General features: G+C 74.0%; 25 protein-coding genes and 1 tRNA gene. 12 read left to right on the forward strand and 14 right to left on the reverse strand.

Annotated features, from left to right (window positions below; all coding sequences use genetic code 11):
* Nucleotides 1–7: 7 nt before the first annotated feature.
* Nucleotides 8–781, reverse strand: a complete 774-nt coding sequence (locus tag ACQPYN_RS20830; RefSeq protein ID WP_433027020.1) for a hypothetical protein — start codon at nucleotides 779–781, stop codon at nucleotides 8–10.
* An 879-nt stretch (nucleotides 782–1,660) separates the two neighbouring features.
* Here ACQPYN_RS20830 and ACQPYN_RS20835 point away from each other — a divergent pair.
* On the forward strand, nucleotides 1,661–1,993 hold the full coding sequence (locus tag ACQPYN_RS20835; protein ID WP_433027023.1) for a GYD domain-containing protein: 333 nt from the start codon (nucleotides 1,661–1,663) through the stop codon (nucleotides 1,991–1,993).
* A 108-nt stretch (nucleotides 1,994–2,101) separates the two neighbouring features.
* On the opposite strand, the gene ACQPYN_RS20840 is transcribed toward ACQPYN_RS20835, so the two are convergent.
* From ACQPYN_RS20840 to ACQPYN_RS20850, 3 genes are all read right to left on the reverse strand, one after another.
* Nucleotides 2,102–2,173: transfer RNA gene (locus ACQPYN_RS20840), tRNA-Val, on the reverse strand.
* A 101-nt stretch (nucleotides 2,174–2,274) separates the two neighbouring features.
* Complete coding sequence (locus ACQPYN_RS20845) at nucleotides 2,275–2,736, reverse strand: peroxiredoxin (RefSeq protein WP_433027026.1); 462 nt, start codon at nucleotides 2,734–2,736, stop codon at nucleotides 2,275–2,277.
* Nucleotides 2,737–2,796: 60 nt separating this feature from the next.
* Complete coding sequence (locus ACQPYN_RS20850; protein ID WP_433027029.1) at nucleotides 2,797–3,234, reverse strand: DUF3052 domain-containing protein; 438 nt, start codon at nucleotides 3,232–3,234, stop codon at nucleotides 2,797–2,799.
* Between the two features lie 312 nt (nucleotides 3,235–3,546).
* Between ACQPYN_RS20850 and aceE the strand changes: the two genes are divergently transcribed.
* Together aceE and ACQPYN_RS20860 are read left to right on the forward strand one after the other, a co-directional pair.
* Nucleotides 3,547–6,330: a pyruvate dehydrogenase (acetyl-transferring), homodimeric type gene (aceE, locus tag ACQPYN_RS20855; protein WP_433027032.1), complete on the forward strand. Its 2,784-nt coding sequence runs from the start codon at nucleotides 3,547–3,549 to the stop codon at nucleotides 6,328–6,330.
* A 278-nt stretch (nucleotides 6,331–6,608) separates the two neighbouring features.
* Nucleotides 6,609–6,812 carry a cold-shock protein gene (locus ACQPYN_RS20860; protein WP_116710338.1) on the forward strand — a complete coding sequence of 68 codons (204 nt, stop codon included), beginning with the start codon at nucleotides 6,609–6,611 and terminating at the stop codon, nucleotides 6,810–6,812.
* A gap of 18 nt (nucleotides 6,813–6,830) precedes the next feature.
* Here the strand turns inward: ACQPYN_RS20860 and ACQPYN_RS20865 are convergent, their stop codons facing one another.
* Nucleotides 6,831–7,544, reverse strand: a complete 714-nt coding sequence (locus ACQPYN_RS20865) for a pirin family protein (RefSeq protein ID WP_433027036.1) — start codon at nucleotides 7,542–7,544, stop codon at nucleotides 6,831–6,833.
* Nucleotides 7,545–7,564: 20 nt separating this feature from the next.
* On the opposite strand from ACQPYN_RS20865, the gene ACQPYN_RS20870 reads away from it, so the two are divergent.
* The 5 genes from ACQPYN_RS20870 to ACQPYN_RS20890 all read left to right on the forward strand — a co-directional run bounded on the left by ACQPYN_RS20870 (nucleotide 7,565) and on the right by ACQPYN_RS20890 (nucleotide 12,390).
* A complete protein-coding gene (locus tag ACQPYN_RS20870) occupies nucleotides 7,565–8,767 on the forward strand; it encodes a PucR family transcriptional regulator (protein ID WP_433027039.1) in 1,203 nt (400 codons plus the stop codon).
* Nucleotides 8,768–8,914: 147 nt separating this feature from the next.
* Nucleotides 8,915–9,847: an ACP S-malonyltransferase gene (locus ACQPYN_RS20875; RefSeq protein ID WP_433027042.1), complete on the forward strand. Its 933-nt coding sequence runs from the start codon at nucleotides 8,915–8,917 to the stop codon at nucleotides 9,845–9,847.
* Complete coding sequence (locus ACQPYN_RS20880; protein WP_433027045.1) at nucleotides 9,844–10,824, forward strand: beta-ketoacyl-ACP synthase III; 981 nt, start codon at nucleotides 9,844–9,846, stop codon at nucleotides 10,822–10,824. The genes ACQPYN_RS20875 and ACQPYN_RS20880 overlap by 4 nt, the downstream gene beginning before the upstream one ends.
* Nucleotides 10,825–10,888: 64 nt before the next feature.
* A complete protein-coding gene (locus ACQPYN_RS20885; protein ID WP_274187924.1) occupies nucleotides 10,889–11,131 on the forward strand; it encodes an acyl carrier protein in 243 nt (80 codons plus the stop codon).
* Nucleotides 11,128–12,390, forward strand: a complete 1,263-nt coding sequence (locus ACQPYN_RS20890; protein WP_433027049.1) for a beta-ketoacyl-[acyl-carrier-protein] synthase family protein — start codon at nucleotides 11,128–11,130, stop codon at nucleotides 12,388–12,390. The genes ACQPYN_RS20885 and ACQPYN_RS20890 overlap by 4 nt, the downstream gene beginning before the upstream one ends.
* Before the next feature lie 6 nt (nucleotides 12,391–12,396).
* Here ACQPYN_RS20890 and ACQPYN_RS20895 read toward each other — a convergent pair whose 3' ends face one another.
* Nucleotides 12,397–13,002, reverse strand: a complete 606-nt coding sequence (locus tag ACQPYN_RS20895) for a hypothetical protein (protein WP_433027052.1) — start codon at nucleotides 13,000–13,002, stop codon at nucleotides 12,397–12,399.
* A gap of 71 nt (nucleotides 13,003–13,073) precedes the next feature.
* Complete coding sequence (locus ACQPYN_RS20900; RefSeq protein ID WP_274195536.1) at nucleotides 13,074–13,565, reverse strand: DUF3145 domain-containing protein; 492 nt, start codon at nucleotides 13,563–13,565, stop codon at nucleotides 13,074–13,076.
* A gap of 164 nt (nucleotides 13,566–13,729) precedes the next feature.
* On the opposite strand from ACQPYN_RS20900, the gene ACQPYN_RS20905 reads away from it, so the two are divergent.
* Nucleotides 13,730–14,944, forward strand: coding sequence for an MFS transporter (locus ACQPYN_RS20905; protein ID WP_433027055.1), 1,215 nt, complete (start codon nucleotides 13,730–13,732; stop codon nucleotides 14,942–14,944).
* A gap of 85 nt (nucleotides 14,945–15,029) precedes the next feature.
* Here ACQPYN_RS20905 and ACQPYN_RS20910 read toward each other — a convergent pair whose 3' ends face one another.
* Nucleotides 15,030–15,170, reverse strand: a complete 141-nt coding sequence (locus ACQPYN_RS20910; RefSeq protein ID WP_433027058.1) for a hypothetical protein — start codon at nucleotides 15,168–15,170, stop codon at nucleotides 15,030–15,032.
* Nucleotides 15,171–15,628: 458 nt separating this feature from the next.
* On the opposite strand from ACQPYN_RS20910, the gene ACQPYN_RS20915 reads away from it, so the two are divergent.
* Nucleotides 15,629–17,047 (forward strand): GGDEF domain-containing protein, encoded by a 1,419-nt coding sequence (locus tag ACQPYN_RS20915; RefSeq protein WP_433027061.1) that lies wholly within the window; start codon nucleotides 15,629–15,631, stop codon nucleotides 17,045–17,047.
* Nucleotides 17,048–17,065: 18 nt separating this feature from the next.
* Here ACQPYN_RS20915 and ACQPYN_RS20920 read toward each other — a convergent pair whose 3' ends face one another.
* Nucleotides 17,066–18,253 carry an acyl-CoA dehydrogenase family protein gene (locus ACQPYN_RS20920; RefSeq protein WP_433027064.1) on the reverse strand — a complete coding sequence of 396 codons (1,188 nt, stop codon included), beginning with the start codon at nucleotides 18,251–18,253 and terminating at the stop codon, nucleotides 17,066–17,068.
* Between the two features lie 4 nt (nucleotides 18,254–18,257).
* Entirely contained in the window at nucleotides 18,258–18,572 is a 315-nt protein-coding gene (locus ACQPYN_RS20925; protein WP_433027067.1) for an NUDIX domain-containing protein, read from the reverse strand.
* Nucleotides 18,573–18,789: 217 nt separating this feature from the next.
* Here ACQPYN_RS20925 and ACQPYN_RS20930 point away from each other — a divergent pair, with 217 nt between their 5' ends.
* Complete coding sequence (locus tag ACQPYN_RS20930; protein WP_433027070.1) at nucleotides 18,790–19,884, forward strand: carboxylate-amine ligase; 1,095 nt, start codon at nucleotides 18,790–18,792, stop codon at nucleotides 19,882–19,884.
* A gap of 41 nt (nucleotides 19,885–19,925) precedes the next feature.
* Here ACQPYN_RS20930 and ACQPYN_RS20935 read toward each other — a convergent pair whose 3' ends face one another.
* On the reverse strand, nucleotides 19,926–21,374 hold the full coding sequence (locus ACQPYN_RS20935) for a DUF2867 domain-containing protein (RefSeq protein WP_433027073.1): 1,449 nt from the start codon (nucleotides 21,372–21,374) through the stop codon (nucleotides 19,926–19,928).
* Nucleotides 21,375–21,422: 48 nt separating this feature from the next.
* Complete coding sequence (locus ACQPYN_RS20940) at nucleotides 21,423–21,629, reverse strand: hypothetical protein (RefSeq protein ID WP_433027076.1); 207 nt, start codon at nucleotides 21,627–21,629, stop codon at nucleotides 21,423–21,425.
* 581 nt (nucleotides 21,630–22,210) lie between these two features.
* Between ACQPYN_RS20940 and ACQPYN_RS20945 the strand changes: the two genes are divergently transcribed.
* Nucleotides 22,211–22,462, forward strand: coding sequence for a WhiB family transcriptional regulator (locus ACQPYN_RS20945; RefSeq protein ID WP_433038973.1), 252 nt, complete (start codon nucleotides 22,211–22,213; stop codon nucleotides 22,460–22,462).
* Nucleotides 22,463–22,536: 74 nt separating this feature from the next.
* Here ACQPYN_RS20945 and ACQPYN_RS20950 read toward each other — a convergent pair whose 3' ends face one another.
* Nucleotides 22,537–23,460: a DUF2188 domain-containing protein gene (locus ACQPYN_RS20950; protein ID WP_433027079.1), complete on the reverse strand. Its 924-nt coding sequence runs from the start codon at nucleotides 23,458–23,460 to the stop codon at nucleotides 22,537–22,539.
* An 89-nt stretch (nucleotides 23,461–23,549) separates the two neighbouring features.
* Nucleotides 23,550–26,570 (reverse strand): cation-translocating P-type ATPase, encoded by a 3,021-nt coding sequence (locus tag ACQPYN_RS20955; protein WP_433027082.1) that lies wholly within the window; start codon nucleotides 26,568–26,570, stop codon nucleotides 23,550–23,552.
* Between the last annotated feature and the right edge of the window lie 121 nt (nucleotides 26,571–26,691).

Raw genomic sequence — 26,691 nt, forward strand, 5'->3', positions numbered from 1 at the left:
GTCCGGCTCAGGTCAGTGAGTGCTGATCAGCGGTGGCCCCCGAAGCGCCGACCGGATCGCCCATCCCGTGGATCTCGAGGCGGTCGATGTCCTGGGGGCCCACACCGACAGGACGTCGGCGCTGCCGCCATGGCTGCGCCGTCCAGCGCTCGCACCAGGCGGGAGTGGCGATCAACGGGAGGAACCCGGCCCAGAACTCGTTCATCAGACCCCAGAGGGGTGCCGCGACGCCGCCCGGATCGGCGATCGTCGCCCGGCCGGCGAAACTGGCGACGATCTCATCGGCGATCCAGCCCGGGTCCGCCTCGCGACGCAGCAGGCCGTCGGTCTGCGCGTCGGCGAGCAACTCCTCGGTCTGGTCACGCCACCAGGCGACGACCTCGGCCAGCGTCGGCGTGACGACGACGCGGTCGCGCAACAGGCGGCCGGCACCGCGCACGATCGGGTCGTCGAGACGGACGATCACGGCGTCGGTCAGGAGGACCAGCGCTTCGAGACTGTCACCGGCGACCCGACGGACCGCGGGCAGGACCTGGTCCCACGATTCACTCATCGCCGCGACGAGTGCCTCGGCGACGGCGTGCTTGGACGCGAAGTGGAAGTAGAGCGCGCCCTTGGTCGGGGCGCCGTCCCCCACCAGGTCGTTGAGTGCCGTGCCGTGGAAGCCCTGGATCGCGAAGCGCTCTCCCGTCGCGGCGAGCAGGGCACGTCTCGTGGCACGGGACCGCGCCTGCTGCGGCACCCGCGCTCCGTCCGCCGCCGACGCGGCCTCGTTCGCCACGACATCTCCCCCAGGGCCGTCGACCGGCGCACCGACGCCGCATGGTGTCGGCCTGCACGGTGTGAGCAGTGTGGAGCCCATCCGGACGCCACGCCATCCCCGGATCGGCGCCGTGACAGCGCAACTGGCGCAACTGGTGGTCCGACGCGGAGAAGACCCTTCCGCTCGAACCGTACCGCTGGGTACGGTTCCCGACAGCGGGTGCCGGAGCGTCGGGGGCCCTGATCCGCGTAGAGGGGGGAGGCGACGTCGCCGGAGGGGGGCCGGCGACGTCGTTCCCCTGTCGAGAGGTGTGGCCCCGAGCCGGGGGACGTGCTCGACGACGTTGAATATCCGACGTACGGCGGGAGCCGGCTCGCGACGCCAGCATCTGCTCGTTGACCCGTCTCGGGACCACCGGCGGCGCCGGCCTCACCCTGCCTCGACCTTCATACACGCACTGCACGATCTGCTCCGCCGTCGATCGCGTCATCAAGCGATAGCGCGAATGATCGCGCTACGGACCGGCGGTTGGCTGCTCATCGAGAACTAAGACGAGTGCACCCATTTCGATCAGTTCCACGTCACCACTTCACGTCATCGCGATCTCGCGGAGAGTCAGAGATATCGCCTCCTCGTAGGCGATTCGGGTGACGACACTCGGTGTGATTTACGAGCGCTGCCACACTCGGCGACGCGGGTGGACGCGCCGCCACGGTGGTGTCTGACGATCGCGACCACGGAGCGGGAGCGTCAGACCTCGGGCCACAGGTCTCGTGCTGCGGGCCGTTCACGTATCCCGGATGGCGCGTCGAACGTCGCCAGCTCGGGTTCTGGTACATGCCGGCGGGAACCGCCGACGAGCAGAGAAGGATCACCGGACGAGAGACGGGGACCGACATGGCGAAGTTCGTGGTGTTCTTCAACTACACCTCCGAGACCTGGTCGAAGATGCTGACAACACCGAGCGACCGGCTCGCCGCCGTGAGGGAGACGGCTCGGACGGTCGGCGGTGACGTCGAGAGCATGTACTTCATGTTCGGCGCCAAGGACGGCTTCGTCATCGTCGATGTGCCCGACGCCGCGGCGGCGGCGGCGATCGCGATCGCGGTGTCGAGTACCGGCACGGTGCAGAACCTGGAGACTCACGAGCTGATCGCCCCGGCCGACCTGGGCGGCGTGCTCGAGCGCGCCGGCACTGCGAGGGGCGGATATCGGCCACCCGGCACGTGAGACCCAAAGGCTGGCGGGTCGGCGCCCGCGTCGACACCACCGGAGTCGTCACCCGAACCCACACAACGTGGGTCCGGGTGTCCGGGATGTCCTGAGACACCACATGCGTGGGCGCGGCAGGATTCGAACCTGCGACCGACGGCTTGTAAGGCCGTTGCTCTTCCGCTGAGCTACGCGCCCGGTCCGGAGCGAACGGGGAGTTCGTCCGCCTAGAAGCAGCGAACAGCACGTTCGCTCCGGAAGCCAGGGAGTCCGGGAGTCCGGGAGTCCGAGGGGTCCCGTCAGGCCAGCTGCTTGAGCGCGTCGCGCCAGCCCTGCTGGTCGCGGGCCTCGCCGGGGCCGTTGTGCTCCGCGAAGCGCACGACGCCGTCGGTGTCGATCAGGAACGTGCCGCGGAAGGCGAAGCCCAGGTCGGCGCTGAAGACGCCGTAGGACTCGGACACCGCGCCGTGGGGCCAGAAGTCGGAGAGCAGCGGGAACTCGTAGCCCTCCTGCTGCGCCCACACCTTGAGCGACCAGGTGGTGTCGCAGGAGACGCCGACGACCTGGACGTCGTCGTTCTGGAACGACGACAGGTCGTCGCGCACCGAGCAGAGCTCGCCGGTGCAGATCCCGGAGAACGCGAAGGGGAAGAACACCAGGAGGACGGCCTTGTCGCCGGCGAAGTCGGCGAGCGAGACCTCCTGCCCGTCCTGGTTCTTGAGCGTGAAGTCGGGGGCTGGCGAGCCCACCTCGACGGTCATCTGACCAGTCTCCTGTTCCGTCCGGGTCGAGAACCCGGCCAGCCTAGCGAGGACCGCAGGTCAGCGACGTCGCTGGGCCGACGCCTTCGGCGCCACGAGGCGCGTGGCCACCCAGCCCTCGGAGAGACTGATGTTCGAGGTCTGCGAGAGCCCCGCGGTGGGGGCCGCCTCCGCGATGTCGGAGGGCTCGACGTGCCCGTCGGTGCCGGTCTTGGGGGTGAGCACCCAGACCACTCCGGTGTCGGTCAGCGGGGTGCGCGCGTCGACGAGGGTGTCGACGAGATCCCCGTCCCCGTCACGCCACCACAGGAGCACGACGTCGACGACCTCCTGGGCGTCCTCGTCGAGCAGGTCCTCGCCGCAGCGCTCCTCGACTGCGGACCGGACCTCCTCGTCGACGTCCGAGTCCCAGCCCAGCTCCTGCACGATCATCCCCGGCTCGATGCCGAGCTTCCCGGCGAGATCGGACTTGTCCGCATCTCCCGTGGCCGCGACCACGCCTGGTGCCCCCTCCTCGTCCTCGGGTGCCGCTAGGTGCACGTCACCCGTCCGAAGCGCTTAGAGAACACGGCCGCCGCACGCAGCGCAACCAGCCACGCGGGGACGGTCGCTGCGAGCGCGCCCGTCCTACCGGTCGGTAGACGTGACGGCGGGGGCGCAGCGGGTGACCATGGGGCCGCCGCGGAGGACCGGACGGGACGGCGCCGGTCCGGACGACCGGGCAGAATCGGTTCCGAAGCACCGGCCAGGGACCCCGTGATCCGGACCCGGCCCGGGCCGTCGACCCACCAGCGACAGGGAGATCGAGCCGTGACCACCCAGAAGGGCACCGCGAACGCGGACACCGGCCGGGTCCACATCATCCGCGACGGCCTCTCGTCGCACCTGCCCGACATCGATCCGGACGAGACCGCGGAGTGGATCGAGTCCTTCGACGCGATGCTCGAGGGGCAGGGCGAGCAGCGCGCCCGCTACATCATGTTGCAGCTGCTCCAGCGCGCGCGGGAACGCCGCGTCTCGGTGCCGTCGCTGTACTCCACGGACTACGTCAACACCATCCCGACCGACCAGGAGCCCTGGTTCCCGGGCGACGAGGAGACCGAGCGGCGCTACCGGGCGTGGATCCGGTGGAACGCGGCGGCGATGGTGCACCGCGCGCAGCGCCCGGGGGTCGGGGTCGGCGGGCACATCTCGACCTACGCCTCGGCGGCGTCGCTGTACGAGGTCGGCTTCAACTGGTTCTTCCGCGGCAAGGACCACCCCGGCGGCGGCGACCACGTCTACATCCAGGGCCACGCCTCCCCCGGCATCTACGCCCGCGCCTTCCTCGAGGGCCGCCTGGGCGCGCAGCACCTCGACGGCTTCCGGCAGGAGCTCTCGCACGCCGGGCCGGGTGGGGGTCTGCCGTCGTACCCGCACCCGCGGCTGATGCCGGGGTTCTGGGAGCACCCCACGGTGTCGATGGGCCTCGGCCCAATCAACGCGATCTTCCAGGCGCGCTTCGACCGCTACCTGCACAACCGCGGGATGAAGGACACCAGCCAGCAGCACACGTGGGCGTTCCTCGGCGACGGCGAGATGGACGAGCCGGAGTCGCGCGGGGCCATCCACGTCGCGGCGGCCGAGGGCCTCGACAACCTGACCTTCGTCATCAACTGCAACCTGCAGCGCCTCGACGGGCCGGTGCACGGCAACGGCAAGGTCATCCAGGAGCTCGAGTCGTTCTTCCGCGGCGCGGGCTGGAACGTCGTCAAGGTGATCTGGGGCCGTGAGTGGGACCGGCTGCTGCACGCCGACCGCGACGGCGCGCTGATCAACCTCATGAACACCACGCCGGACGGCGACTTCCAGACCTACAAGGCCAACGACGGCGCCTACGTCCGCGAGCACTTCTTCGGCCGCGACCCGCGGACGAAGGAGCTGGTCAAGGACCTGTCCGACGCCGACGTCTGGAACCTCAAGCGCGGCGCGCACGACTACCGCAAGGTCTACGCCGCCTACCAGGCCGCGATGGAGCACCAGGGCCGCCCGACGGTCATCCTGGCGAAGTCGATCAAGGGCTACACGCTCGGCCCGACGTTCGAGGGCCGCAACGCGACCCACCAGATGAAGAAGCTGACGCTCCAGGACCTCAAGACGTTCCGCGACGAGGTCCGCGTCCCGATCACCGACGCCGAGCTCGAGCGCGACCCGTACCTGCCGCCGTACTACCACCCGGGCTCGGACGCCCCCGAGATCGAGTACATGCTCGACCGGCGCCGCCAGCTCGGCGGCCCCCTCCCGGAGCGCCGTACGCACGCGAAGCCGCTGGTCCTACCCGGCGACAAGGTCTACGACGTCGTGCGCCGCGGCTCGGGCAAGCAGGAGATCGCCACGACGATGGCCTTCGTGCGCCTGGTCAAGGAGCTCACGCGCGACGCCGAGATCGGCAAGCGCGTCGTCCCGATCATCCCGGACGAGGCCCGCACCTTCGGGATGGACTCGTTCTTCTCGAACCTCAAGATCTACAACCCGCAGGGCCAGCTCTACACGTCGGTCGACCACGACCAGCTGCTCGCCTACCGCGAGTCCGAGGCCGGCCAGCTGATGCACGAGGGCATCAACGAGGCCGGCTCGGTGGCCTCGTTCACCGCCGTCGGCACGTCGTACGCGACGCACGGCGAGCCGATGATCCCGATCTACATCTTCTACTCGATGTTCGGGTTCCAGCGCACCGGCGACGGCATCTGGGCGGCCACCGACCAGCTGACGCGCGGCTTCCTGCTCGGGGCCACCGCGGGCCGCTCGACACTGGTCGGCGAGGGCCTGCAGCACAACGACGGCCACTCGGTGCTGCTCGCGGCCACGAACCCCGGGATCGTGCACTACGACCCGGCGTACGGCTTCGAGATCGCGCACATCGTGCGCGACGGCCTGGCCCGCATGTACGGCGAGCCCGACCCGCACCGCGACCCCAACGTCAGCTACTACCTGACGGTCTACAACGAGCCCTACCAGCAGCCCGCGGAGCCCGAGGGCCTCGACGTCGACGGGCTGCTGCGCGGGCTCTACCGCTACGCCCAGGCCCCCGGTGGTCCGGGCCCGCGCGCCCAGATCCTCGCCTCGGGCGTCGCCATGCCGTGGGCGCTGAAGGCGCAGGAGATGCTGGCGCAGGAGTGGGGCGTGCAGGCCGACGTGTGGTCGGCGACGTCGTGGACCGAGCTGCGCCGCGACGGCGTCGACACCGACGAGCACAACCACGCGCACCCCAACGCCGACCCGCGCACGGCGTACGTGACGCAGGCGCTCTCGGACGCGGCGGGCCCGGTGCTCGCGGTGTCGGACTGGATGAAGGCGGTGCCGGACCTGATCCGCAAGTGGGTGCCGAACGACTTCACCGTCCTCGGCACCGACGGGTTCGGGCTGTCGGACACCCGCCCGGCGGTGCGGCGGCACTTCGGCGTCGACGCCGAGAACATCACCGTCGGCATCCTCGCCGCGCTCGCCCGGCGGGGCGAGGTCGGGCACGACACCGTCGTCCGGGCCGCGGCCCAGTACCGGATCGACGACCCCCAGGCCGCGGGCCCGCAGACCTCGGACTCCGGCGTCGCGTGAGCCGCGTCCACCGGGGCGGCGGGTGACACGCCGACCCGGTGGGCGGGGCCGCCTCGGCGCGCCCGGCGTAATCGTCTGATGACCGTTCGTCGCGAGAGTCGATATCGGGGCTGGTCTCCCACCCCGTCCTTCCGGATAGGCTGTCGCCGTCACGCCGCCCGGACGCCCCCGGACGATCCTGGCGGCGCGGCTCCGACGTTCCGGAGCTCCCGGCTCCGGCGGCGGATCTGAAGGTCGGGGCTGATCGACGCCTCGTGACATCGGTATGAGGAGCAAGAATGGCAGAAGGCACCGTCAAGTGGTTCAACAGCGAGAAGGGCTTCGGCTTCCTCGCTCCCGACGGTGGTGGCGCTGACGTGTTCGTCCACTACTCGGCCATCCAGGCCCGCGGGTTCCGCACCCTGGACGAGGGTCAGCGCGTCTCGTTCGACGTCGAGCAGGGCCAGAAGGGCCTGCAGGCCGTTCAGGTCACGCCGCTGTAAGGACTCGGCGGAGTCACCTCACGAAATCGGGGGCGGGGCGTCGGGAGACGCCCCGCCCCCGTCGTGTGTCCGGGGTCGGGTGGTGACGACGACCAGCTCGGCGCCGTCGGGGCCCGCCCGGAGCTCGACCGCCCCGGTGCCGGTGACCTCGAGGCTGTCGCCCGCCGAGGCGTCCTCCAATGAACCCCGGGCCACGTGCACGTGCCGGAACTCCCCGTCGGCCGGTGACCAGACGTCGCCGGCGGCGAGCCGCGCGACCGTCACCGTCACGCCGGGACGGCGCAGCCCGAGCACGAAGGGCCCGGCGGCGAGGTCCGGCCGGTGGTGGGTCAGCGACGGCTCCCCCGGCGGCGGGTCGTCCATCCCCGGCGTGACCCAGACCTGGACGAGGTGCGCGGGCGCCTCCGGGGCGGCCCGTTCGTCGTGGTGCCAGCCGGTGCCGGCGACGAGGTGCTGCAGGGTCCCGGCGGGCGCGGGCGTGTCGACGCCGTCGGGTCCCGTGTGGATCATCGTGCCGTCGACGACCCACGCCAGGATCTCGACGTCGCGGTGCTCGTGGGCCCCGTACGCGACGCCCGCGGCGAGCTCGTCGTCGTTGTGCGCGACGAGGGCGCCGAACGAGGTGCGCTCCGGGTCGTAGTGCGCCCCGAACGACAGCCCGTGGCGCGAGCGCACCCCGTCGCCCTCGCTGACCGGGCGCTCCTCGCGCGGACGGATCCGGACGGTCGCCATCCGTGCCATGCTCCCCGTCCATGACCAGCGCCGCGGTCCCGGGGCTTCCCGGCCGCGCCGCGGAAGGTCGCAGCTCCGTGCGGGCCACGACGCTGCGCCGCCTCGAGCGGTCCTCCGGGGAGGTCGCGAACGCCGGAGTCGCCGCGATGGCGGCCCGCCTGCCCTGGTTCACGCGCCTGACCGCCGAGCAGCGTTCCGGGGTCCTGCTGGTCACCCAGACCGGCGCCGCGAACTTCGTCGCCTGGCTGCGCGATCCCGACGCCACCCCCCGGCTCACCGCCGAGGCCTTCCGCAGCGCTCCGCTCGACCTCGCCCGCCGCGTGACGCTGCGCCAGACCGTGGAGCTGGTGCGCATCGCGATCGCGGTGTTCGAGGAGCGCATCCCCCGCCTCGGCGCCGACGAGGCCGAGCGGGCCGCGCTGGAGCACGCCGTGCTGCGCTTCGGGCGCGAGGTCGCGTTCTCCGCCGCGACCGTCTACGCGAGCGCCGCCGAGGCCCGCGGCGCGTGGGACGCGCGGCTCGAGGCGCTGGTGGTCGACGCCGTCGTGCGCGGCGAGGCGGCGGAGACGCTGCTCTCGCGCGCGTCGGCGCTGGGCTGGGACCCGGCCGCCGAGACCACCGTGCTGGTGGGCGAGCCGCCGGCCGAGGAGCCGCCCGAGCCGCTGCACGCGGTGCGGCGCGCGGCCCACCGCGCCGGGGCGACGGTGCTGCTCGGGACGCACGGCGCGAAGCTCGTCATGATCGCCGGGCCGGGGGCGCCGCTGGACGAGCTGTCGGCGTCGTTCGGGCCGGGCGCGGTCGTCGCCGGCCCCACGGTCGCCGGGCTCACCGAGGCCCACCTCAGCGCGACGCGCGCGCTGGCCGGGCACCGCGCGGTCCGGGCGTGGCCGGGGGCCCCGCGCCCCGTGGCGGCCGACGACCTGCTCCCCGAGCGGGTGCTCGACGGCGACGCCGGCGCCGTCGAGCAGCTGCGTCGCGAGGTCGCGGCGCCGCTGCGGGAGGCCGGTGGCGAGCTCACGGCCACCGTCGAGTGCTACCTCGACGTCTCCGGCGTGCTCGAGGCCGCGGCCCGGGCGCTCTACGTGCACCCCAACACCGTCCGCTACCGGCTGCGGCGGGTGTCCGAGGTCACGGGCCGTCACCCCGGCGAGGCGCGCGGCGCGCTGGTGCTGCGGCTCGCACTCGTCCTCGATCGGTTGCACTCCGGAACATCACAGGGATGAGCCTCTGACCTGCATCGATGTGGTCCACGCCGCCCCTGGTGGGGGGTGTGTGATCCGGGGCATTGTGGGAACTCCACAACCACGGCGGACGCGAGTTCGTCGCCCCGACGCCTTCGGCCCGACGTGGGGTCGTGATGAGGTGGCTACGTGATCGCGATCCTCGCCCCCGGTCAGGGCGCCCAGAAGCCCGGCATGCTCGCCCCGTGGCTCGACCGCCCCGAGGCCCGTGGACGGCTCCAGGCGTTCTCCGACGCGGCCGGGCTCGACCTCGAGCACCTCGGCGTCGAGGCCGACGCCGCCGCCATCGAGGACACCGCCGTGACGCAGCCGCTGCTCGTGGCGTCCGCGCTGCTCGCGTGGGACCAGCTCCGGCTCGAGGTGACCGTCCCCGACGACGCGGTGGTGGCCGGGCACTCCGTGGGCGAGCTCGCCGCCGCGGCGATCGCCGAGGTCATCGACGCCGAGCAGGCCGTCGCCCTCGCGGCCGTGCGCGGACGGGAGATGGCCGCCGCGTGCGCCGAGGAGCCGACGTCGATGGCCGCCGTCCTCGGCGGGGACGCCGACGCCGTGCTCGCCCGTCTCGCCGAGCTCGACCTCGAGCCCGCCAACCGCAACGGGTCCGGGCAGGTGGTCGCCGCCGGCCGCAAGGACGCCATCGACGCGCTCGTCGAGAACCCGCCCGAGGGCGCCCGGGTCCGCGCGCTGTCGGTCGCCGGCGCGTTCCACACCCGCTTCATGGAGCCCGCCGAGAAGGCGCTGGGCACCTGGGTCGGCGAGCACCGCGAGCAGCTCGCCCCGGCCGACCCCTCGCACCCGCTGCTGCAGAACGCCGACGGCGCGGTGGTCACCGACGGCGGCGAGTTCCTCGACCGCCTCGTGGCCCAGGTGACGCGCTCGGTCCGCTGGGACTCCTGCATGGACACCCTCGCCGCCCGGGGCGTCGACGCGGTCATCGAGCTGACGCCCGCGGGCACGCTCACCGGCATGGTCAAGCGCGCGATCAAGGGGACGGCCGTCGTCAACGTGAACGCACCGGACGACCTGGAGAAGGCCGCGCAGACGATCGGGGAGCACGCGTGAAGATCCAGCTGACGCCGCCCGTCGCCGGCGCCCGCATCCTCGGGCTCGGCAGCATGCAGCCCGACACGGTCGTCACCAACCACGACCTCGAGAAGCGCGTCGAGACCAACGACGCGTGGATCCAGAGCCGCGTCGGCATCATCGAGCGGCGCTTCGGCTCCGCAGACGACTCGGTGGTGTCGATGGGCGTCGACGCCGGGTCGAAGGCCCTGGCCGACGCCGGCGTCTCCCCCACCGACCTCGACGCCGTCATCGTCGCCACCTGCACGATGGCCAAGCCGATCCCGAACGCCGCGGCGCAGACCGCCGACCGCATCGGGGTCAACGGCATCGGGGCGTTCGACGTCAACACCGCCTGCGCCGGCTTCTGCTACGGCGTCGGCATGGCCGGCGACATGATCCGCTCGGGCACCGCGCGCCACGTGCTGGTGATCGGCTCGGAGAAGCTCTCCGACTGGCTGGACATGGACGACCGCTCGACCTGCATCATCTTCGCCGACGGGGCGGGCGCCGCGGTGCTCGGACCGGCGACCACCGAGGACGAGGTCGGCGTCGGCCCGGTCGTCTGGGGCGCGGCGGGCGACCTCGTCTCCACGATCCACATCGACGAGACCGACGCGCTGCGCCAGGAGGGCCAGGCGGTCTTCCGCTGGGCCACCACCAAGATCGCGCCGGTCGCGCTGCGCGCCGTCGAGGCCGCCGGCCTGACCCCCGCCGACATCGACGTGCTCGTTCCCCACCAGGCCAACCTGCGCATCGTCGAGGCGATCGCGAAGCGCCTGCGCCAGGCCGGGGCCCGCGACGATCTGCGCGTCGCCGACGACATCCAGTACTCCGGCAACACGTCGTCGGCCTCGATCCCCATGGCCATCGACCACATGCGCGGCGCCGGGCGCGCGCGGTCCGGCGACGTAGCGCTGCTCATCGGCTTCGGCGCCGGCCTGTCGTACGCGGGGCAGGTCGTCGTCCTGCCCTGAAACGTCCTACGGTGCGCACCGCACGGCGCGCACCGAACGAAGAGAAGCACGAGAAAGGGAGCCAGTGGCGACCAACGAAGAGATCCTGCCCGACCTCGCGAGCATCGTGGAGGAGGTCGCCGGCGTCGACGCCGCGGAGGTCACCTCCGAGAAGTCGTTCGTCGACGACCTCGACATCGACTCGCTCTCCATGGTGGAGATCGCCGTGCAGGCCGAGGACAAGTTCGGCGTCAAGATCCCGGACGACGAGCTCGCCAAGCTGACCACGGTCCAGGACGCCGTCGACTACATCTCCTCGCACTCGTGAGCGCCACCGGCCAGGGGGTCGTCGTCACCGGCATGGGAGCGACGACCCCGCTCGGCGGCGACGTGGCGACCACGTGGGACGGCCTCCTGGCCGGTCGCAGCGGCGTCTCCACCATCGACGAGGAGTGGGTCGACACGTTCGAGCTGCCGGTGAAGATCGCCGCGCAGCTCGCGACGGAGCCGACCGAGACGATCAAGCGTGTCGAGGCCCGGCGCCTCGACCGCAGCGAGCAGACCGCGATCGTCGCGGCCCGGGAGGCCTGGGCGCACGCGGACCTCGGCGACTACCCGTCCACCGAGGACGGCTCGCCGAAGGTCGACGGGCTCCGGCTCGCCGTCATCATCGGCACCGGCATCGGCGGCGCACTCACCCTGCTCGGCCAGGACGACATCCTCGAGCAGCAGGGCCTGCGCAAGGTCTCGGTGCTCACCATCCCGATGCTCATGCCGAACGGCCCGGCCGCGCACGTCGGCCTGGAGTTCGGCGCCGCGGCAGGCGTCCACGCGCCCGTGTCGGCGTGCGCCTCGGGCGCCGAGGCCATCGCCTGGGGCTGGCGGATGCTGCAGGCGAACGAGGTCGACGTGGTCGTGGCCGGGGGCACCGAGGCGTGCATCCACCCGATCACGCTCGCCGGCTTCAGCCAGGCCCGCACCATGGCGCTGCGCAACGACGAGCCCGAGCGGGCCTCGCGCCCCTTCGACACCGGCCGCAACGGCTTCGTGCTCGGCGAGGGCTCCGGCATCGTCGTGCTCGAGCGCGAGGAGTTCGCGCAGGCCCGCGGGGCCACGGTGCACGGCCGCATCGCCGGCATCGGCACCAGCGCCGACGCGTACCACATCACCGCGCCCGACCCCGAGGGCACGGGCCAGTCGCGCGCCATCGCCGCGGCGCTGCGCACCGCGGGTCTCGACCCATCCGACGTGGGTCACGTGAACTGCCACGCGACCGCCACCTCGGTGGGCGACGTGGCCGAGACCGTGGCCGTCAAGAAGGCGATCGGCGAGCACCCCGTGCTCACCGCGCCCAAGGGCTCGCTGGGTCACCTGCTCGGTGCCGCCGGCGCCGTCGAGGCGATCACGACGATCCTGTCGGTGCGCGAGGGCCTCGTGCCGCCCACCGCGAACCTCGAGGAGCTCGACCCCGACGTCACCCTCGACGTCGTGGCGGGCGAGGCGCGCAAGGTGTCGCTCGACGCCGCGATCAGCGACTCGTTCGGCTTCGGCGGGCACAACGTGTGCCTGGCGATCACGCCTGCCTAGAGCTGACTAACAGGGCGTCCGCAGCTGGCTGCCGGGTCGGGGGTCGACGAGGCGGGGCTCGCCCCGTTCGGCCTCGACGACGGCCCCGACCTGCCAGCACAGCCGCGGCACCCGCACGTCCGCGGGCGCGTCGGCCGGGTCTTGTGTGGTGACGTACCCCAGCGGCACGACGAGCTCGCCCCCGGCCACGGGGTCGATGCGGCGGACCACGACCGACCCCACGCGCTGGGTGCGCGCGGCCGCGGCGAAGGCGGCCGCGTCCACGCGGGCGTCCGGGACGAGCGTGGCCCGGTAGGCGGACAGGTCGCCGCTGTTGCGGGCGTCGGTCCAGCGCTGGAGGAGATCGCGGACCGCGCCCGACTGCGGGTGCGCGGCCGCCGACGCGGACAGCACGACGGTCGGCGGGCCCGCGGAGCCGTCGGCGGGCAGCTCCGCGCCCACGAGCACCGGCCCGGTGTCGCCCACCGCGGCCCGGGCGACGGTGGCGGCGCGGGTGCCGAGCACGGCCCCGGCCACGACGACCAGCACCAGGGCGAGGGCGAGCACGACGGGCACGACGATGCCCGGACGCAGGCGGTCGGCGAGGGCGCCGTCCCGCAACCGACCGAGCATGAGGCCCACCCTGCCAGTACCCCCCGACACGCTCCCGCCGGTAGGTGGGGAGGCCCACCAGCTCACACCGACTAGCCGACCTGGTGCAGTCGGGCGGAGGCGGCGCCGTCGCCGGCGTAGCGGAACTCCTCGAGCGCGGCGTCCCACCGGGTGCCCAGCAGGTCGTCGAGGCGGCGGGTCAGCGCCTCCCGGGTGCCGGCGCCGGCGAGGGCGGTCCGGACCTGGTCCTCACCGAGGACGATGTCGCCGTTGGCGCTGGTGCGGCCGTGCCACAGGCCCAGGCCGGGGACGTGGCTGAAGCGCTCGCCATCCGTGCCCGGGGAGGGGTCCTCGGTGATCTCGAAGCGCACCATCCCCCAGGCGCGCAGAGCGGTCGCCAAACGGGCCGCGGTGCCCGTGGGACCCACCCACGTGCACTCGGCACGCACCGTCCCTGGTGCCGCGTCCTGCGCGGACCAGTTCAGCACGACCCGAGCGTCGAGGACGCTCGAGAGCGCCCACTCGACGTGCGGTCCGACCGCAGACGGCGACGAGTGGACGTAGACAACGCCACGGGTGCTCACTGCTGACCTCCGGCTCGACGAGAAGCGCCTTCCCCAACGTCCTCGTCCGAACTTCGGTCCTCTGGATCACCCAGCGCTGCAGTGTGCACCGTGGGACGGGTGTGGCGCCAGTGCCCCCCGGATCTCGGGCGTGTCGACTTTCCGGTCCGTAGAGTCGTCGTACCGTGACCGAGGATGACGGTCCGCACACGGGCGGTGCGCGGTTCGGCGACGTCTTCGCCGACGCCCAGTTCCGGGCCCTCTGGGCGGCCCAGCTGCTCTCGGTCCTCGGCGACCAGGTCGCCCGCGTCGCCCTCGCCGTCCTCGTGTTCACCGAGACGGGGTCGGCGGGACTCACCGCGCTGACCTACGCCCTGACCTTCCTGCCCGACCTCGTCGCCGGTCCCCTGCTCTCCGGCATCGCCGACCGCGCCCCGCGCCGGCTGACGATGGTCGTGAGCGATCTCCTGCGCGCCGGGGTGCTCGCTCTCATGGCCGTACCCGGGGTGCCGTTCGCGGTGCTCTGCGGGCTGGTCGTCGCGGGCCAGCTGATCGCCGCGCCGTTCGCCGCGGCGCGGGCGGCGATCCTGCCCCACGTGCTCACCGGGGAGCGCTACGTCGTCGCCTCGGCGGTGTCGGGCACGACGTACCAGAGCGGCCAGGTCCTCGGGTTCGCGCTCGGCGGGCCGCTGGTGGCCCTCGTCGGGGTGCCGGTCGCCCTGCTCGCCGACGCCGCGACGTTCGTGGTCTCGGCGCTGATCCTGCAGGTCGGGGTGGCGGAGCAACGGGCGACGGGCGGGGTCCCCGACGACGCCGGCGTCCGCCTGCGCGACGGCGCCCGGATCGTCGTGGGCGACCGGCGCCTGCGCTCCCTGGTCGCGCTCGCCTGCGTGTCGGCGTTCGTCGTGACGGTGGAGGGCCTCGCCGCGCCGTACGCGGCGTCGCTGGGCGGCGGGCCGGTGACCGTGGGCCTGCTGCTCGCCGCGAACCCGCTCGGGGCGGCGCTCGGCATCGTCCTGCTCGCCCGCCTCGTGCCCCCGGCGCGGCGCGACCGGCTGCTCGGGCCGCTCGCGGTGCTCTCGTGCGTCCCGCTCGTCGCCTCCGCGCTCGATCCGCCGCTGGGCGGGGTGATCGCGCTGTGGGTGGTCTCGGGGCTGGCGTGCGCCTACCAGGTGCCGGCGAACGCCGCCTTCGTCGCCGCGGTGCCCGACGCGCACCGCGGCCAGGCCTTCGGGCTCGCCGTGACGGCCCTGCGCGTCACGCAGGGCCTCGGGGTGCTCGTCGCGGGCCTGCTCGCCGAGCGGACCGGACCGGCGGCGGCCGTGGCCCTCGCCGGCGCCCTCGGCGTCGTCGTGGCCGTCGTGTGCGCCGTCGCCTGGGACCGCGCCCGCACGTCGTGATCGAGCCCGGGCGTGCTTACTGGCTGGTATCGCTCGCCAGGCGAGCGATACCAGCCAGTAGCGCGACTCTCGAGGTGTCCGGGCCTTAGTGCCAGTTCGAGTCCCGGTGCCAGTTGGAGTCGGTGAAGTGCCAGTTGGAGTCCGCGAAGTGCCAGTTCGAGTCCCGGTGCCAGTTCGAGTCGGCGAAGTGCCAGTTGGAGTCGCGGTGCCAGTTCGAGTCGGCCACGGGGGTTCCCTTCGGATCTGTGGGGGTCGGTCGGACGGGTCGGGCCCGCCGCCACGGACGTGGCCCATCGCACACGCTGTGTGGTGGGCCGAGCCGCGACGTCGGCGCGACCGCCGACCGCTCTCCGCGCTGACGGAGAGCGACCGGACTGTCACATCCGGCGGTGCGTCGCGGCGCATCCGCCCCTCGATGCTCGCCAACGGCGCTGTGCGTGACCAGACGGCGACTGGGCGTCAACCATCGGAGTGATTACTGCCCAACGGGTGATGCGGGATGACGAGATCCACAGTCCGTCGGTACCGTGTTCCGCACGCGGAGACCGCCCTCGCGGCGCTCCGTCGGCTCGGAGGAGGTCACTCATCGTGACGGCGCGTGAACCTGTGAGGGGTCCTGGCGACCCCGGGTCCGCGCTCTCTCCCGCGTCCGGAGCAGCGCAGCCCGAACGTTCGGTACGTCCTGTGACGGAGGGGGCCATCCGGACCGGTGAGGGCGACGGGGTGCAGCCGGTCCGTCCGGCCCGCGCGACCGCCGACGGCCCGGTGGACGGTCCCGACGTCGACGTGTCCGACGTCACGGCCACCACGGCCGCTGCGCCGCCCGGACGCTCCGCTCTCCGCCGATTCGACCCTCGCCGGCTCGACCCGCGCCGCTGGAGCCTGTGGCAGGCGCCCCGCCGGGTCGTCGTCGCCGTCCTGCTCGTCGACCTCGTCGCGGTGGGCCTGTCCCTCGGTGTCGCCGGGACGGAGCCGATCGGGCCTGCCGACTGGCGGGCGCTCGCGCTCCTGGTGCTCGGCCTCGTCATCCACGTCGAGACCGCCCGCGGGATCGAACGACGGCGCGAGGTGGTCGCCGACGGCCAGCCCTACATCGAGCTGAAGTCCGTCTGGAGCTTCGCGGGGCTGCTCCTGCTCCCCATCGGCCTGGCCCTGGCCCTCGTGGTCGTGACGTTCGCGTACTGGTGGCTCCGGGTCAGCCAGCGCCCGGTGCCGCACCGGTGGACGTACTCCGCCGCCACCGTGCTCATCGCCTCGGTCGCGGCGTGGCGGGTCCTCGAGCTCATGCCGGGCGGCGTCCTGGTCAAGGTCGCCGGCCCGCTCGGGCTCCTCGTCCTCGTGGCGGCGGGCGTCACCCGCTGGGTGGTCAACCACGGGCTCGTCGTGTTCATGATCTGCCTCAGCGCGCCGGGGACGCCCTGGTGGAAGCGGCTCGGGTCCCCCACCGACACGCTCATCGGCATCGGCGCGCTCGCCCTCGGTGCCGCCCTGGCCGTCGTCGCCGTGACGACGCCGTGGCTGCTGCCGGTGCTGCTCATCCCCGTCATGGGCATGCACCGCGGCTTCCTGATCCAGCAGTTCGCGCGCGCCGCCCGCACCGACCCCAAGACCGGCCTCGCCAACGCCTCGGCGTGGCGCGACCAGGCCGACCGCGAGCTCGCCCGTCTGCGCCGCCGGGGCGGCGAGCTCGGCGTGATCATGGTCGACATCGACGCTTTCAAGGCGATCAACGACCGTCACGGCCACCTCGTGGGCGACGCGGTCCTGCGCGCGGTCGCCGACACCCTCCGGGCCGAGGTCCGCCCCTACGACGCGGTCGGACGCTTCGGGGGCGAGGAGTTCATCGTGCTGCTCGCCGAGGCGAACCCCGAGCAGGTCGTGCGCACCGCCGAGCGTCTGCGGCGCAGCATCGCCGAGTGCGAGGTCGTCGTGGCCCCGACCCTCGGCGGCGGCACCGTGCGGGGCATGACGGCCTCGATCGGCACCGCCTCGTTCCCGCAGTCGTCGGGCGACCTCGACGGCCTCATGGTCAGCGCCGACGCCGCGCTCTACGCCGCCAAGCACGGGGGCCGCAACCGGGTGGAGTGCGCGCCACCCCGGTAGCCGCCGCGCTCGACGCCGTCAGCGGAAGGCGGCGATCCCCGTGACCGCCTGCCCGATCGACAGGGCGTGCATCTCCTCGGTGCCCTCGTAGGTCAGGACGGTCTCGAGGTTGGTCATGTGGCGGAACACGGGGTACTCGAGCGTGATCCCGTTGCCGCCGAGCACGGTGCGCGCCGAGCGGGCGACGTCGAGCGCGGCCCGGACGTTGGCCATCTTCCCGAAGCTGACCTGCGCGGGGTGCAGCTGCTCGGCGTCCTTGAGCCGCCCGATGCGCGACGCCGTGAGGCCGGCCTGGTTCACCGCGACCACCATGTCGGCGAGCTTGCGCTGCGTCAGCTGGAACCCGGCGATCGGCCGCCCGAACTGCTCGCGGTCGATCGAGTAGGCGAGGGCCGACTCGTAGCAGGCCCGCGCCGCGCCCACGGCGCCCCAGAGGATGCCGTAGCGCGCCTCGTTGAGACACGACAGTGGGCCCTTGAGGCCCGCGACGTCGGGGAACACGGCGTCGGCGGGCAGCCGGACGCCCTCGAGGACCAGCTCGGCGGTCAGCGACGCCCGCAGCGAGAGCTTGTGCTTGACCTCGTTGGCGGTGAAGCCGGGGGTGTCGGTGGGGACGACGAACCCCCTGATGCCCTTGCTGCCGGCGTCCGGGTCGGTCTGGGCCCAGACGACGGCGACGTCGGCGAGAGTGCCATTGGTGATCCACATCTTGGAGCCGTCGAGCACCCAGTCATCACCGTCACGGCGGGCGCGCGTCCGCATCGAGCCCGGGTCGGAGCCCGCGTCGGCCTCGGTGAGCCCGAAGCAGCCCAGCGCGTCGCCGGTGGCCATCGAGGGCAGCCACCGCTGCTTGTGCTCCTCGGAGCCCCAGCGGTGGAGCGCGTACATCGCGAGCGACCCCTGCACGCTGACGAAGCTGCGCAGCCCCGAGTCGACGGCCTCGAGCTCGCGGCAGGCCAGCCCGTAGGAGGTGGCGTTCGTGCCCGCGCAGCCGTAGCCCTCGAGGTGCATGCCGAGCAGGCCCAGCGAGCCCAGGCCCTTGGCGATGTCGCGGGGCAGGGTGTTCGACTCGTACCACTCGGCGATGCGGGGGCTGAGCTCCGCGGCGGCGTAGTCGCGCACCGCGTCGCGGATGTCGCGTTCCTCGGCGCTCAGGTCGGCGTCGACACCGAGGAAGTCGCTGGGGTCGGGAGGAGCGGTCGCCATGGGTTCACGGTAGGGGTTCCAGCGCGTCCGGACCCGCCCAGAACTGCGCGAACCCCGGGTGCAGTGGCAGGTCCGACACCTGCTCGACGGGCGTCCAGCGCAGCTCGGTGGCCTCGCCGTCGGTGGGCTCGAGCGCCGGCGGGACGTCGGTCTCCAGCCGGGCGTGCACGGTGACGTAGGACCATCCGCCGTGGTCGTCGACGGTGTCGCCGGTCAGCCGGACGCGGGCCGGGTCGATGCCGGTCTCCTCGACGGCCTCCCGCAGCGCCGCGTCGCGCGCCGTCTCGCCGCTGTCGCGGGCGCCGCCGAGGATGCCCACGTGCCGCCGTGATGGCTCCACCACACCCGGTGCGCGAGCAGCACGCAGTCGGCGTGCCCGCGGTGCCCCGCGTGCCGCAGCAGCAGCCCGGCGGCCCCGAACCGGCCCCAGTGCCGGTGCCCGGCGTCGCAGACCACCCAGCCGTCGCCGTCACCACCCACACGATCACGGTAGGCCGCCGACGGTTCGCGCGCCGGGCAGGTGGGAAGCTCGCAGCATGAGCGAGGTGCCCCCGTTCGGGGCGGAGGAGGAACTGCTCCTGGTCGACCCCGGGAGCGGCGCGCCGCGGGGCTGGTCGGGCGCGGTGCGGGACGCGGCCGACGGCTCGCTCGACGGTGAGATGCGCACCGAGCAGGTCGAGACCGCGACCGCGCCCCACACCAAGGCCGACGACCTCGCCGCGGATCTGCACCGGCGGCGGATCGAGGCCCGCGAGGCCGCCGAGGCGCAGGGCGTCGACGTGGCCGGCCTCGCGACCTCGCCGCTGGCGCCCGAGGACGGCGGCGGGTCGGGGCCGAACCAGGAGGGCCGCTACGGGCGCATCGCGCAGCGCTTCGGCGCGATCGCCACGTCGCAGCTCACGAGCGGGCAGCACGTGCACGTCGAGGTCGGCTCGCCGGAGGAGGGCGTCGGCGTCCTGGACCGGATCGGTCCGTGGCTGCCGGTGCTGCGCGCGCTCGCGGCGAACTCGCCCTGCTGGCGGGGCCGGGACACCGACTACGCCAGCTACCGGTCGGTCGTCTGGTCGCGGTGGCCCTCGGCGGGCCCGACGCGGGTGTTCGGCTCGCTCGCGGCCTATGACGAGGCCGTCGCGGCGATGCTCGCGACCGACACGGTCCTCGACGACGCGATGGTCTACTTCGACGCCCGGCTCTCGCGCGAGCTCGGCACCGTCGAGGTGCGCGTGACCGACGTGGCGCTCGAGGTGGAGGACGCGGTGCTCGTGGCCGTCCTCGCCCGGGGGCTCGTCGCCACCGCCGCGCGCGACCACCGTCGCGGGACGCCGGTGCCCAGCACGCCCGTCGAGGCGCTGCGGCTGGCGCACTGGCGTGCCGCGCGCTGGGGCCTGACCGACGCCCTCGTCGACCCGCGCGACGGCCGCACCGCCGCCGCGGGCACGGTGCTCGATGCGCTGCGGGAGCACGTGGCGGACGCCCTGGCCGACGCCGGCGACGCCGACCGGGCCGCCGACGGCTGCGCCCGCCTGCTCGCCGACGGCACGGGCTCCGAGCGCCAGCGCGCCGCGGCCCGGCGCGCCGACGGCGACCTCGCCGCCGTGGTCCGCGACGCCCGCGAGCGTTTCCTGCCCTGACCGCCGTGAGCGATGTTCCCGGCTATAGCCGGGAACATCGCTCACGTGGCGTGCGCAGTGATGCCCCGGGCCATGGCGCCGAAGATCGCCGGCGCGCCCGCCTGGATCGCGCGGCCGTAGAGCACGCCCGGCAGGCCGGAGGCGGCGAAGCGCACCGCCAGGCGCAGGTGCGAGCCGTGACCGGAGACGTCGGGGTCGACGGCGAGCTCGAGCCACATCCGCCCGGGCTGGCGCAGCTCCGAGCGCAGGAGCAGCGTCGAGCCCGGCTCGACGGCCGCGACGCACCAGCCGTCGACGACGTCGCCGGCGCGCAGCGGGCGTCCGTGCGGGCGGCCCCGGTAGGCCCCGACGCCCCCGAGCAGCTGGTCGGTCCAGCCGCGCACCGTCCACGCGCCGAGCGGGACGTACCAGCCGGCGTCGCCCCCGATCCCGTCGACCACCGCCCACAGGGCGTCCGCGTCCGCCGCGCACGGCTCGGTGGTGCTCCAGCGGTACACCGCTCCCCCGGAGCCCTCCGGGTCGGTCGGGCCCGCGAGTGCCGGGTCGTCGACGGGGACGGGCTCGGCGCGGTCGCCGTCGCGCGGGCGCCCCAGCGCCGCCCGCACCGCGGCGTCGTAGGTCGTGCGCCCGCCGGGCGGCGGCCCGATCACCGTGAGCACGTCCTCCTCGGCGCACACGAGCTCCTGGGACAAAGACTCGATCAGCGGGGTCACGAGCTGCCGCGAGAGCGGGGTGAGCGCCTCCACCACCCAGCCGGCCAGTGCGGGCGCGCCGGGCGGCACCGGCACGGGGAGCGGGACCGCGGCGCTCTGGGGCAGCCCGGCGAGGCGCAGGTAGCGGCGGATGAGCTCGAGGTAGCTCAGGACGTCGGGGCCACCGACGTCGAAGCGGCGGTTCACCTCGGGCGACAGGTCGAGGGCGCCGACGAGGTAGTGCAGGACGTCGGCGATCGCGATCGGCTGGGTGCGGTGCGCCAGCCACGGCACGGCCGGCAGCACGGGCACGCGCTCGGCGAGGTAGCGGATCATCTCGAAGCTCGCCGAGCCCGAGCCGACCACGATCGACGCCTCGAGCGCGGCGGTCGGGACCGGGCCGGCGAGGAACACGTCGGCCACCTCGGCCCGCGACGTGAGGTGCCGCGACGACGGGCCGGACGGCCGCAGCCCGCCCAGATAGACGACGCGACGCACGCCCGCGTCCGCCGCCGCGGCGTCCACCGCCCGGGCCGCGTCGCGGTCCTTCTCGGGGAAGTCGGGCTGGTCGAGGGCGTGCGCGAGGTACACCACCGCGTCGGCGCCCGCCACGAGGGCGGCGATCGCGGACGGGTCGGCGAGGTCGCCGGGGACGACGTCCACGCGGGCGGCCCATCCCGTCGCGGCGAGCTTGTGCGGGCTGCGGACCAGGGCGGCCACCTCGTGGCCGTCGTCGAGCAGCCGGGCCACCAGCCGGACCCCGACGTAACCCGTCCCCCCGATCACCGCGCAGCGCATGGAGCCATGATCTCCGCGCGCGCACCCCGGGCGCACCCCCGGGTCGGGTCAGCTGACGGTGGGCTTGCCCGGGCGGTCGGCGCGGCGCTGGTCGACGAACAGGCCGCCACCGCGCCGGGCCACGAGCACCAGCTGCCACAGCGCGAACGCGAGCAGGACCGCGCCGATGATCGACGCGCCGAGCACCAGGGCGACGATGCCCGCCGTGGCCGCGAGCCAGATGACGGTGTCGCGCGCCGTGCGCCGTGCGCGCATGACGTCCTCCTCGGATCCGGGAGCCGACCCCCACGATCGTGCGTCGCCCGATCGTGGGCGACGACGCGATCAGTGTGACCCGTCCGGAGGCGGACCGCAGCCGATCGTGCCCGGTGGGAGGCCCTGCCACCCGATCGCCCGACCTCGATCGGCGCAGCGTGAGCAAGAGCTGTGACCAGCAACACACCACTGCGACAGGGTGGTGTGGATCCAATGGGTTTGCCCGACGCGTTGTACGGCTAGATCATGGTGTTCGGCTGACGCGGTGCCCCCGCACGCCCGGGGATCCGCTCCACGACGACACGTCGTCGTGGGTCGAGGGAACCGGGACGGGGACCTCGACGTCATACCGAGTACATCGAGTGCTCCGGTCCCCGGAGACGTCGGCCCCCGCGGGTCGCCGTCGAGGACCGTCACGCAGGACCTCCGGATACGTACCGACGCCCGGCGCACGACGTGCCGCAGGGTCCGTCGCCGGGTGCGCACGCGCCCGGCAGCGGGCCGCGGCGCCTGGCCGCCCCGGCGCGGACAGCACGAACGACAGCTTCGACCACCACGAGCGAGATTGGATGAGCAGGATCATGGACTGGGAGCTCGCGGCTTGCCGCGACCACGACCCCGAACTCTTCTTCCCCCTGACCGCTCACGGTCCCGGCTCGGCCCAGCTGGCCGAGGCGAAGGCCGTGTGCGGCGGATGCCCCCTGCAGCGGGGCTGCCTCCAGTGGGCGATGGACACCGGCCAGGAGGCCGGCGTCTGGGGCGGCACCTCCGAGGACGAGCGCCGCGCGATGCGTCGCGGCGCCCGGACCGGTAGCTCCGCCCGCGCCGCCTGAGCCGGGAACACCACACACACGAAGGGCCCGCCCCCCGAGGGGGACGGGCCCTTCGTCGTGCGTGGGCTCGGGCGTCAGCGTCCGGTGACCTTGCGGGCCGCGAACTGCAGCACCTGACCCCCGGTGGAGATCACGGCGCCTGCGACGCTGAAGCCGGTCTTGACGGCGATCGCGGCGGCGTTGCCGACGACGCGCACCGGGTTGTAGCCCGGCGCGTTGTCGCGCACCTGGTCCGCGGCCTGGCGGACGTTGCGGTCCACCTGCTGGGCCGCGGCCTCGCTCGCGCGCCCGACGCGCGCCGCGGCGGCGTCGCCGGCCCCGTCGAGCTCCGAGGCGATGCCCGAGGAGACGGTGTCGGCGCGGTCGCCGGCCTTCGCCACCTTCTCGCCGGCCTCGTCGGCGCGGACCCTGGCCTCCGAGCCGGCGTGCTGCGCGACCCGGGTGGCGTCCTTCGCGACGCGCTCGCCGGCCCGCGAGGTCGTGGTGGCGACCTGGTCGCCGGTGACCTGCGCGACGGTGGCGGCGTCCTTGGCGGCCGCCGACACCGACTTGTCGCCGTCCGCGGCCTTCTTGGCCTCGTCCGCGACACCGGACGCGCCGGCCTCGGCCTGCGCCGCGGCCTTCTTGCCCGAGGCCTGGACGCGGTCGGCGTCCTTCTGCGCGGTCGCCTTGGCGTCCGCGCCGACCTTCTTGGCGCTGCTCGAGGCCTTGTCCGAGGCGGACTCGGCCTTGGCGCGCGCGCCCTCGGCGTTGGCCTTGGTGGTGGCCTTGGCGGCCTCGGCGGCGGTGTTGTCCTCGCCGGAGGCGACGTTGTGGGTGTCGCGCACCTTGCCGTCGGTGCCGTGCACGACGACCTTGCCGCCGCCGTCCTTCGACACGATCTCGGTGGCGCGATCGACGGCCTCGGCCTGCGTGGCCGCCTTGGCGCTGGCTCGCTGGGCGCCCTTCTTCTGCACCTGCCAGCCGTCCTCGGTGGGAACGACGTACCGGTCGGCCATGACGGTCTCAACTCCTGTCTGACGGCTTCTTCAAGCCGAATGTTTCCCAGGCCGCGACCTGCACAAACGCGCGGCAGCCGAGGTTGGTCTCACCCGTTCAGCGCAGCCGCCGCGCGGTCCTGCAGCTCGACGTACCGCCGGGTGGCCTCGTCACGGACCTCCTCGAGGCGGGCGAGCCACGCCTCCTGCGGCGATCCTTCGGGCACGATGACCGGACCGTACCGGCGCACCAGCCCCGGTCCGACCACCGAGGCCGCGGTGGCGACGGTGGCCGAGCCGGCGGCCTGTGCCCAGGCGATCGGGCCGAGCGGCGTGCAGCCGAAGAACTGGCTGATGCCCGGGGTCTGCACCACCGCGAACAGCGCGCCCGCGGAGACGACGCCGGCGCCGATCACCAGCGGGCTGCGACCGCCGCCGGCGACGACGGTCTGGCCGAGCTGGGTGCCGACGAGCGCCGTGAGCGCCACCGTGCGCGAGCGGGCCGGGCTGCCGTACGGGGTGGTCTGGGCCGCCAGCCACGCAAGGCTCGCACCGCCCGCGGTGGCCATGGCCCGCAGCCCGATCTCGCGGTTGAGGGCCTCGCCCAGCGACGCGTCCGGCCCCTCGGCCAGGAGCGCGGCCGCCGACCCCGGCTCGGGCGCGCGCACCGCGAGCGCCAGCGAGGGCACCAGGTCGGTGAGCAGGTTGACCAGCAGCAGCTGGCGGGCGTTCAGCGGCGACGTGCCCGTGGTGCTCGCCCCGAGCACCGTGAACGCGATCTCGCCGAGGTTGCCGCCGACGAGCACGCCGAGCGCCTCGCGCACCGACGCCCACATCGCCCGGCCCTCGACCAGGGCCGCGAGGATCGTCTCCAGGCGGTCGTCGGTGATGACGAGGTCCGCCGCGGCGCGGGCGGCGGGCGTGCCGCGGCGACCGAGCGCGATGCCCACGTCGGCGAGCCGGATGGCCGGCGCGTCGTTGGCGCCGTCGCCCGTCATCGCCACCGTGCGCCCGAGGCGCTGGAACGCCTGCACCGCGCGCACCTTGTGCGACGGCGTGCCGCGCGCGATGACGCGGACGCGCGGGATGAGCTCGTCGAGCGCGTCGTCGTCGAGGGCGTCGAGCTCGGTGCCGGTGACGACGATCCCGCCGTTGTCGTTCCCCGTCGCTCCGCTCGCCCGGCCGAGGACGTCGAGCTCCTCGGCGACGGCCTCGGCGGTGCTCGGGTGGTCCCCGGTGATCATGACGACCTGGACACCGGCGTCGCGCAGGTCGCGCACGGTGGCCTGCGAGCCCGCGCGCACCGGGTCGGTGAAGCCGACGAACCCGGTGAAGTCGAGGTCGGCGACGTCGCCGTCGTCGAGGGTGCGGTCGTCGGCGCCGTCGGTGTCGCGCTCCGCCGCACGAGCCGCGTGCTGCTCGGCGGTGAGCACCCGCTCCGCCACCGCGAGCACGCGCATGCCCTGCCCCGCGAGCAGCTCGGTGTGCTCGAGGAGGCGCTGGCGGGCCTCGTCGTCGAGCGGGGTGCCCGCCCAGCCGGTGGCGCGGGCGATGACCACCTCGGGCGCACCCTTGACCGAGATCAGCCGGAACGGACCGCCGTCCTCCTCCGGGTCGTCGACCTCGCCGAGGGTCGCGTGGTACCCGCGGGACGGGTCGAAGTCGAGGGAGGCCACCGGCCACCAGCCCGGCCGCTTGTGCGCCGGGTCGACGTCGAACTGCTGGCCGCCGTAGACCACCGCGCGGTCGGTGAGGTGCGCGAGCCGCTCCCCCGGCGCCGGACGCGGGGTGGCGCGCAGCGCGGCGGCGAGCACGCGGCGCTGGCGCTTGCGCAGGCGGTCGGTGGGCCGCAGCTTGACGCCGTCGGAGATCGCCGAGAGCGCGAGGCGTCCCTCGGTGAGCGTGCCGGTCTTGTCGAAGCACAGGACGTCGGTGCGCCCGACGGCCTCGATCGTCTTGGGGTTGCGCACCAGCGCGCCCTCGGCCGAGAGGCGCCGGGCCGACGCGAGCTGGGCCGCCGAGACCACGAACGGGAGGCCCTCGGGGACGCTGGCGACGGCCAGGCCGACCCCGGAGTGCAGGTTCTGCTGGAACGGCAGGCCGCGCGCCGCGCCCGCGAGGACCACGGCACCGGCCGACGCGATCGCCAGCGGGGTGGTGACGCTGGTGAGCCCGGCGAGACGCTCGTCGACGCCCGCGACCGGGGCGGCCGCCCTCGCCGCGGCGGTGGAGCGGCCGACCTCGGTGCTCGACCCGGTGGCGACGACGACCGCGCGCCCGCGGCCGGTGGCCACGGTCGAGCCCTCGTAGAGCATCGAGCGGCGGTCGGCGACGGTGCGCGCGATGACCGGCAGGGGCGACTTCGGCACCGGCAGGGACTCGCCGGTCAGCGACGACTCGTCGATCTCGAGCCCGTCGGACTCGAGCACGCGGCAGTCCGCGGGCACGACGTCGTCGGGCCCGAGGTCGATGATGTCGCCGACGACGACCTCGTCGGCGCCGACGCCGCGGGAGGTCCCGTCGCGGACCACGCGGGCCCGGATGGACGACCGCTCGAGCAGCCCGGCGACGGCACGGTCGGTGGCGACGCGCTGCACGCCGCCGATCAGTGCGGAGAACGCGGTGACGCCGACGACGATCGCGGCGTCGACGACGGCGCCGATGGCCGCCGAGAGCACCGCGCCGCCGGCGAGCACCGGGGTGAGCGGGTTGTTGAGCTCGTCGAGGAACGCACGGCCCAGCGACGTCTCGGTCTCGGCCGCGGCCGGGTCGTCGCGCTGGCGGCGGTGCGCCTCGGCGGAGGTGAGGCCGCCCTCGGTGACGTCGAGGCGGGCGAGCACGGTGCTCGTCGGCATGACGTGCCAGGGCGTGCGGCTCACACCGGGGACCACGACGCGACGTCCGAGCTCCGTCGCCGACCAGGCGCCGTTGCCGAGCGACACCGCGGCGGCGCCGTTGACGGCCAGCCCAGCGAGCCCCGGGCCGCGCGGGGCGGTGCCCGCCGTCGCCATGATCGTGCCGAGCACCGTGCCGGCGCGCGCGAGGTTCACCGAGCGCGAGGACACGCCGCGCGCGACCTTGACGCCCTCGATGAGCAGCGCGGCGGTGCCGAGGTCCTCGCCCACGAGCACGTGGGCGCCCCAGGGGCGACGCCGTCGGCGCGCGAGACGCCGATGCCGAGGTCGGCGGCGGCGAGGGCCTGGCGGTCGCGGGACACGACGAGGACACCCGACCCGGCGGCCTGGAGCGCGC

Source organism: Actinomycetospora sp. CA-053990 (assembly GCF_050948445.1).
Classification (GTDB): domain Bacteria; phylum Actinomycetota; class Actinomycetes; order Mycobacteriales; family Pseudonocardiaceae; genus Actinomycetospora; species Actinomycetospora callitridis.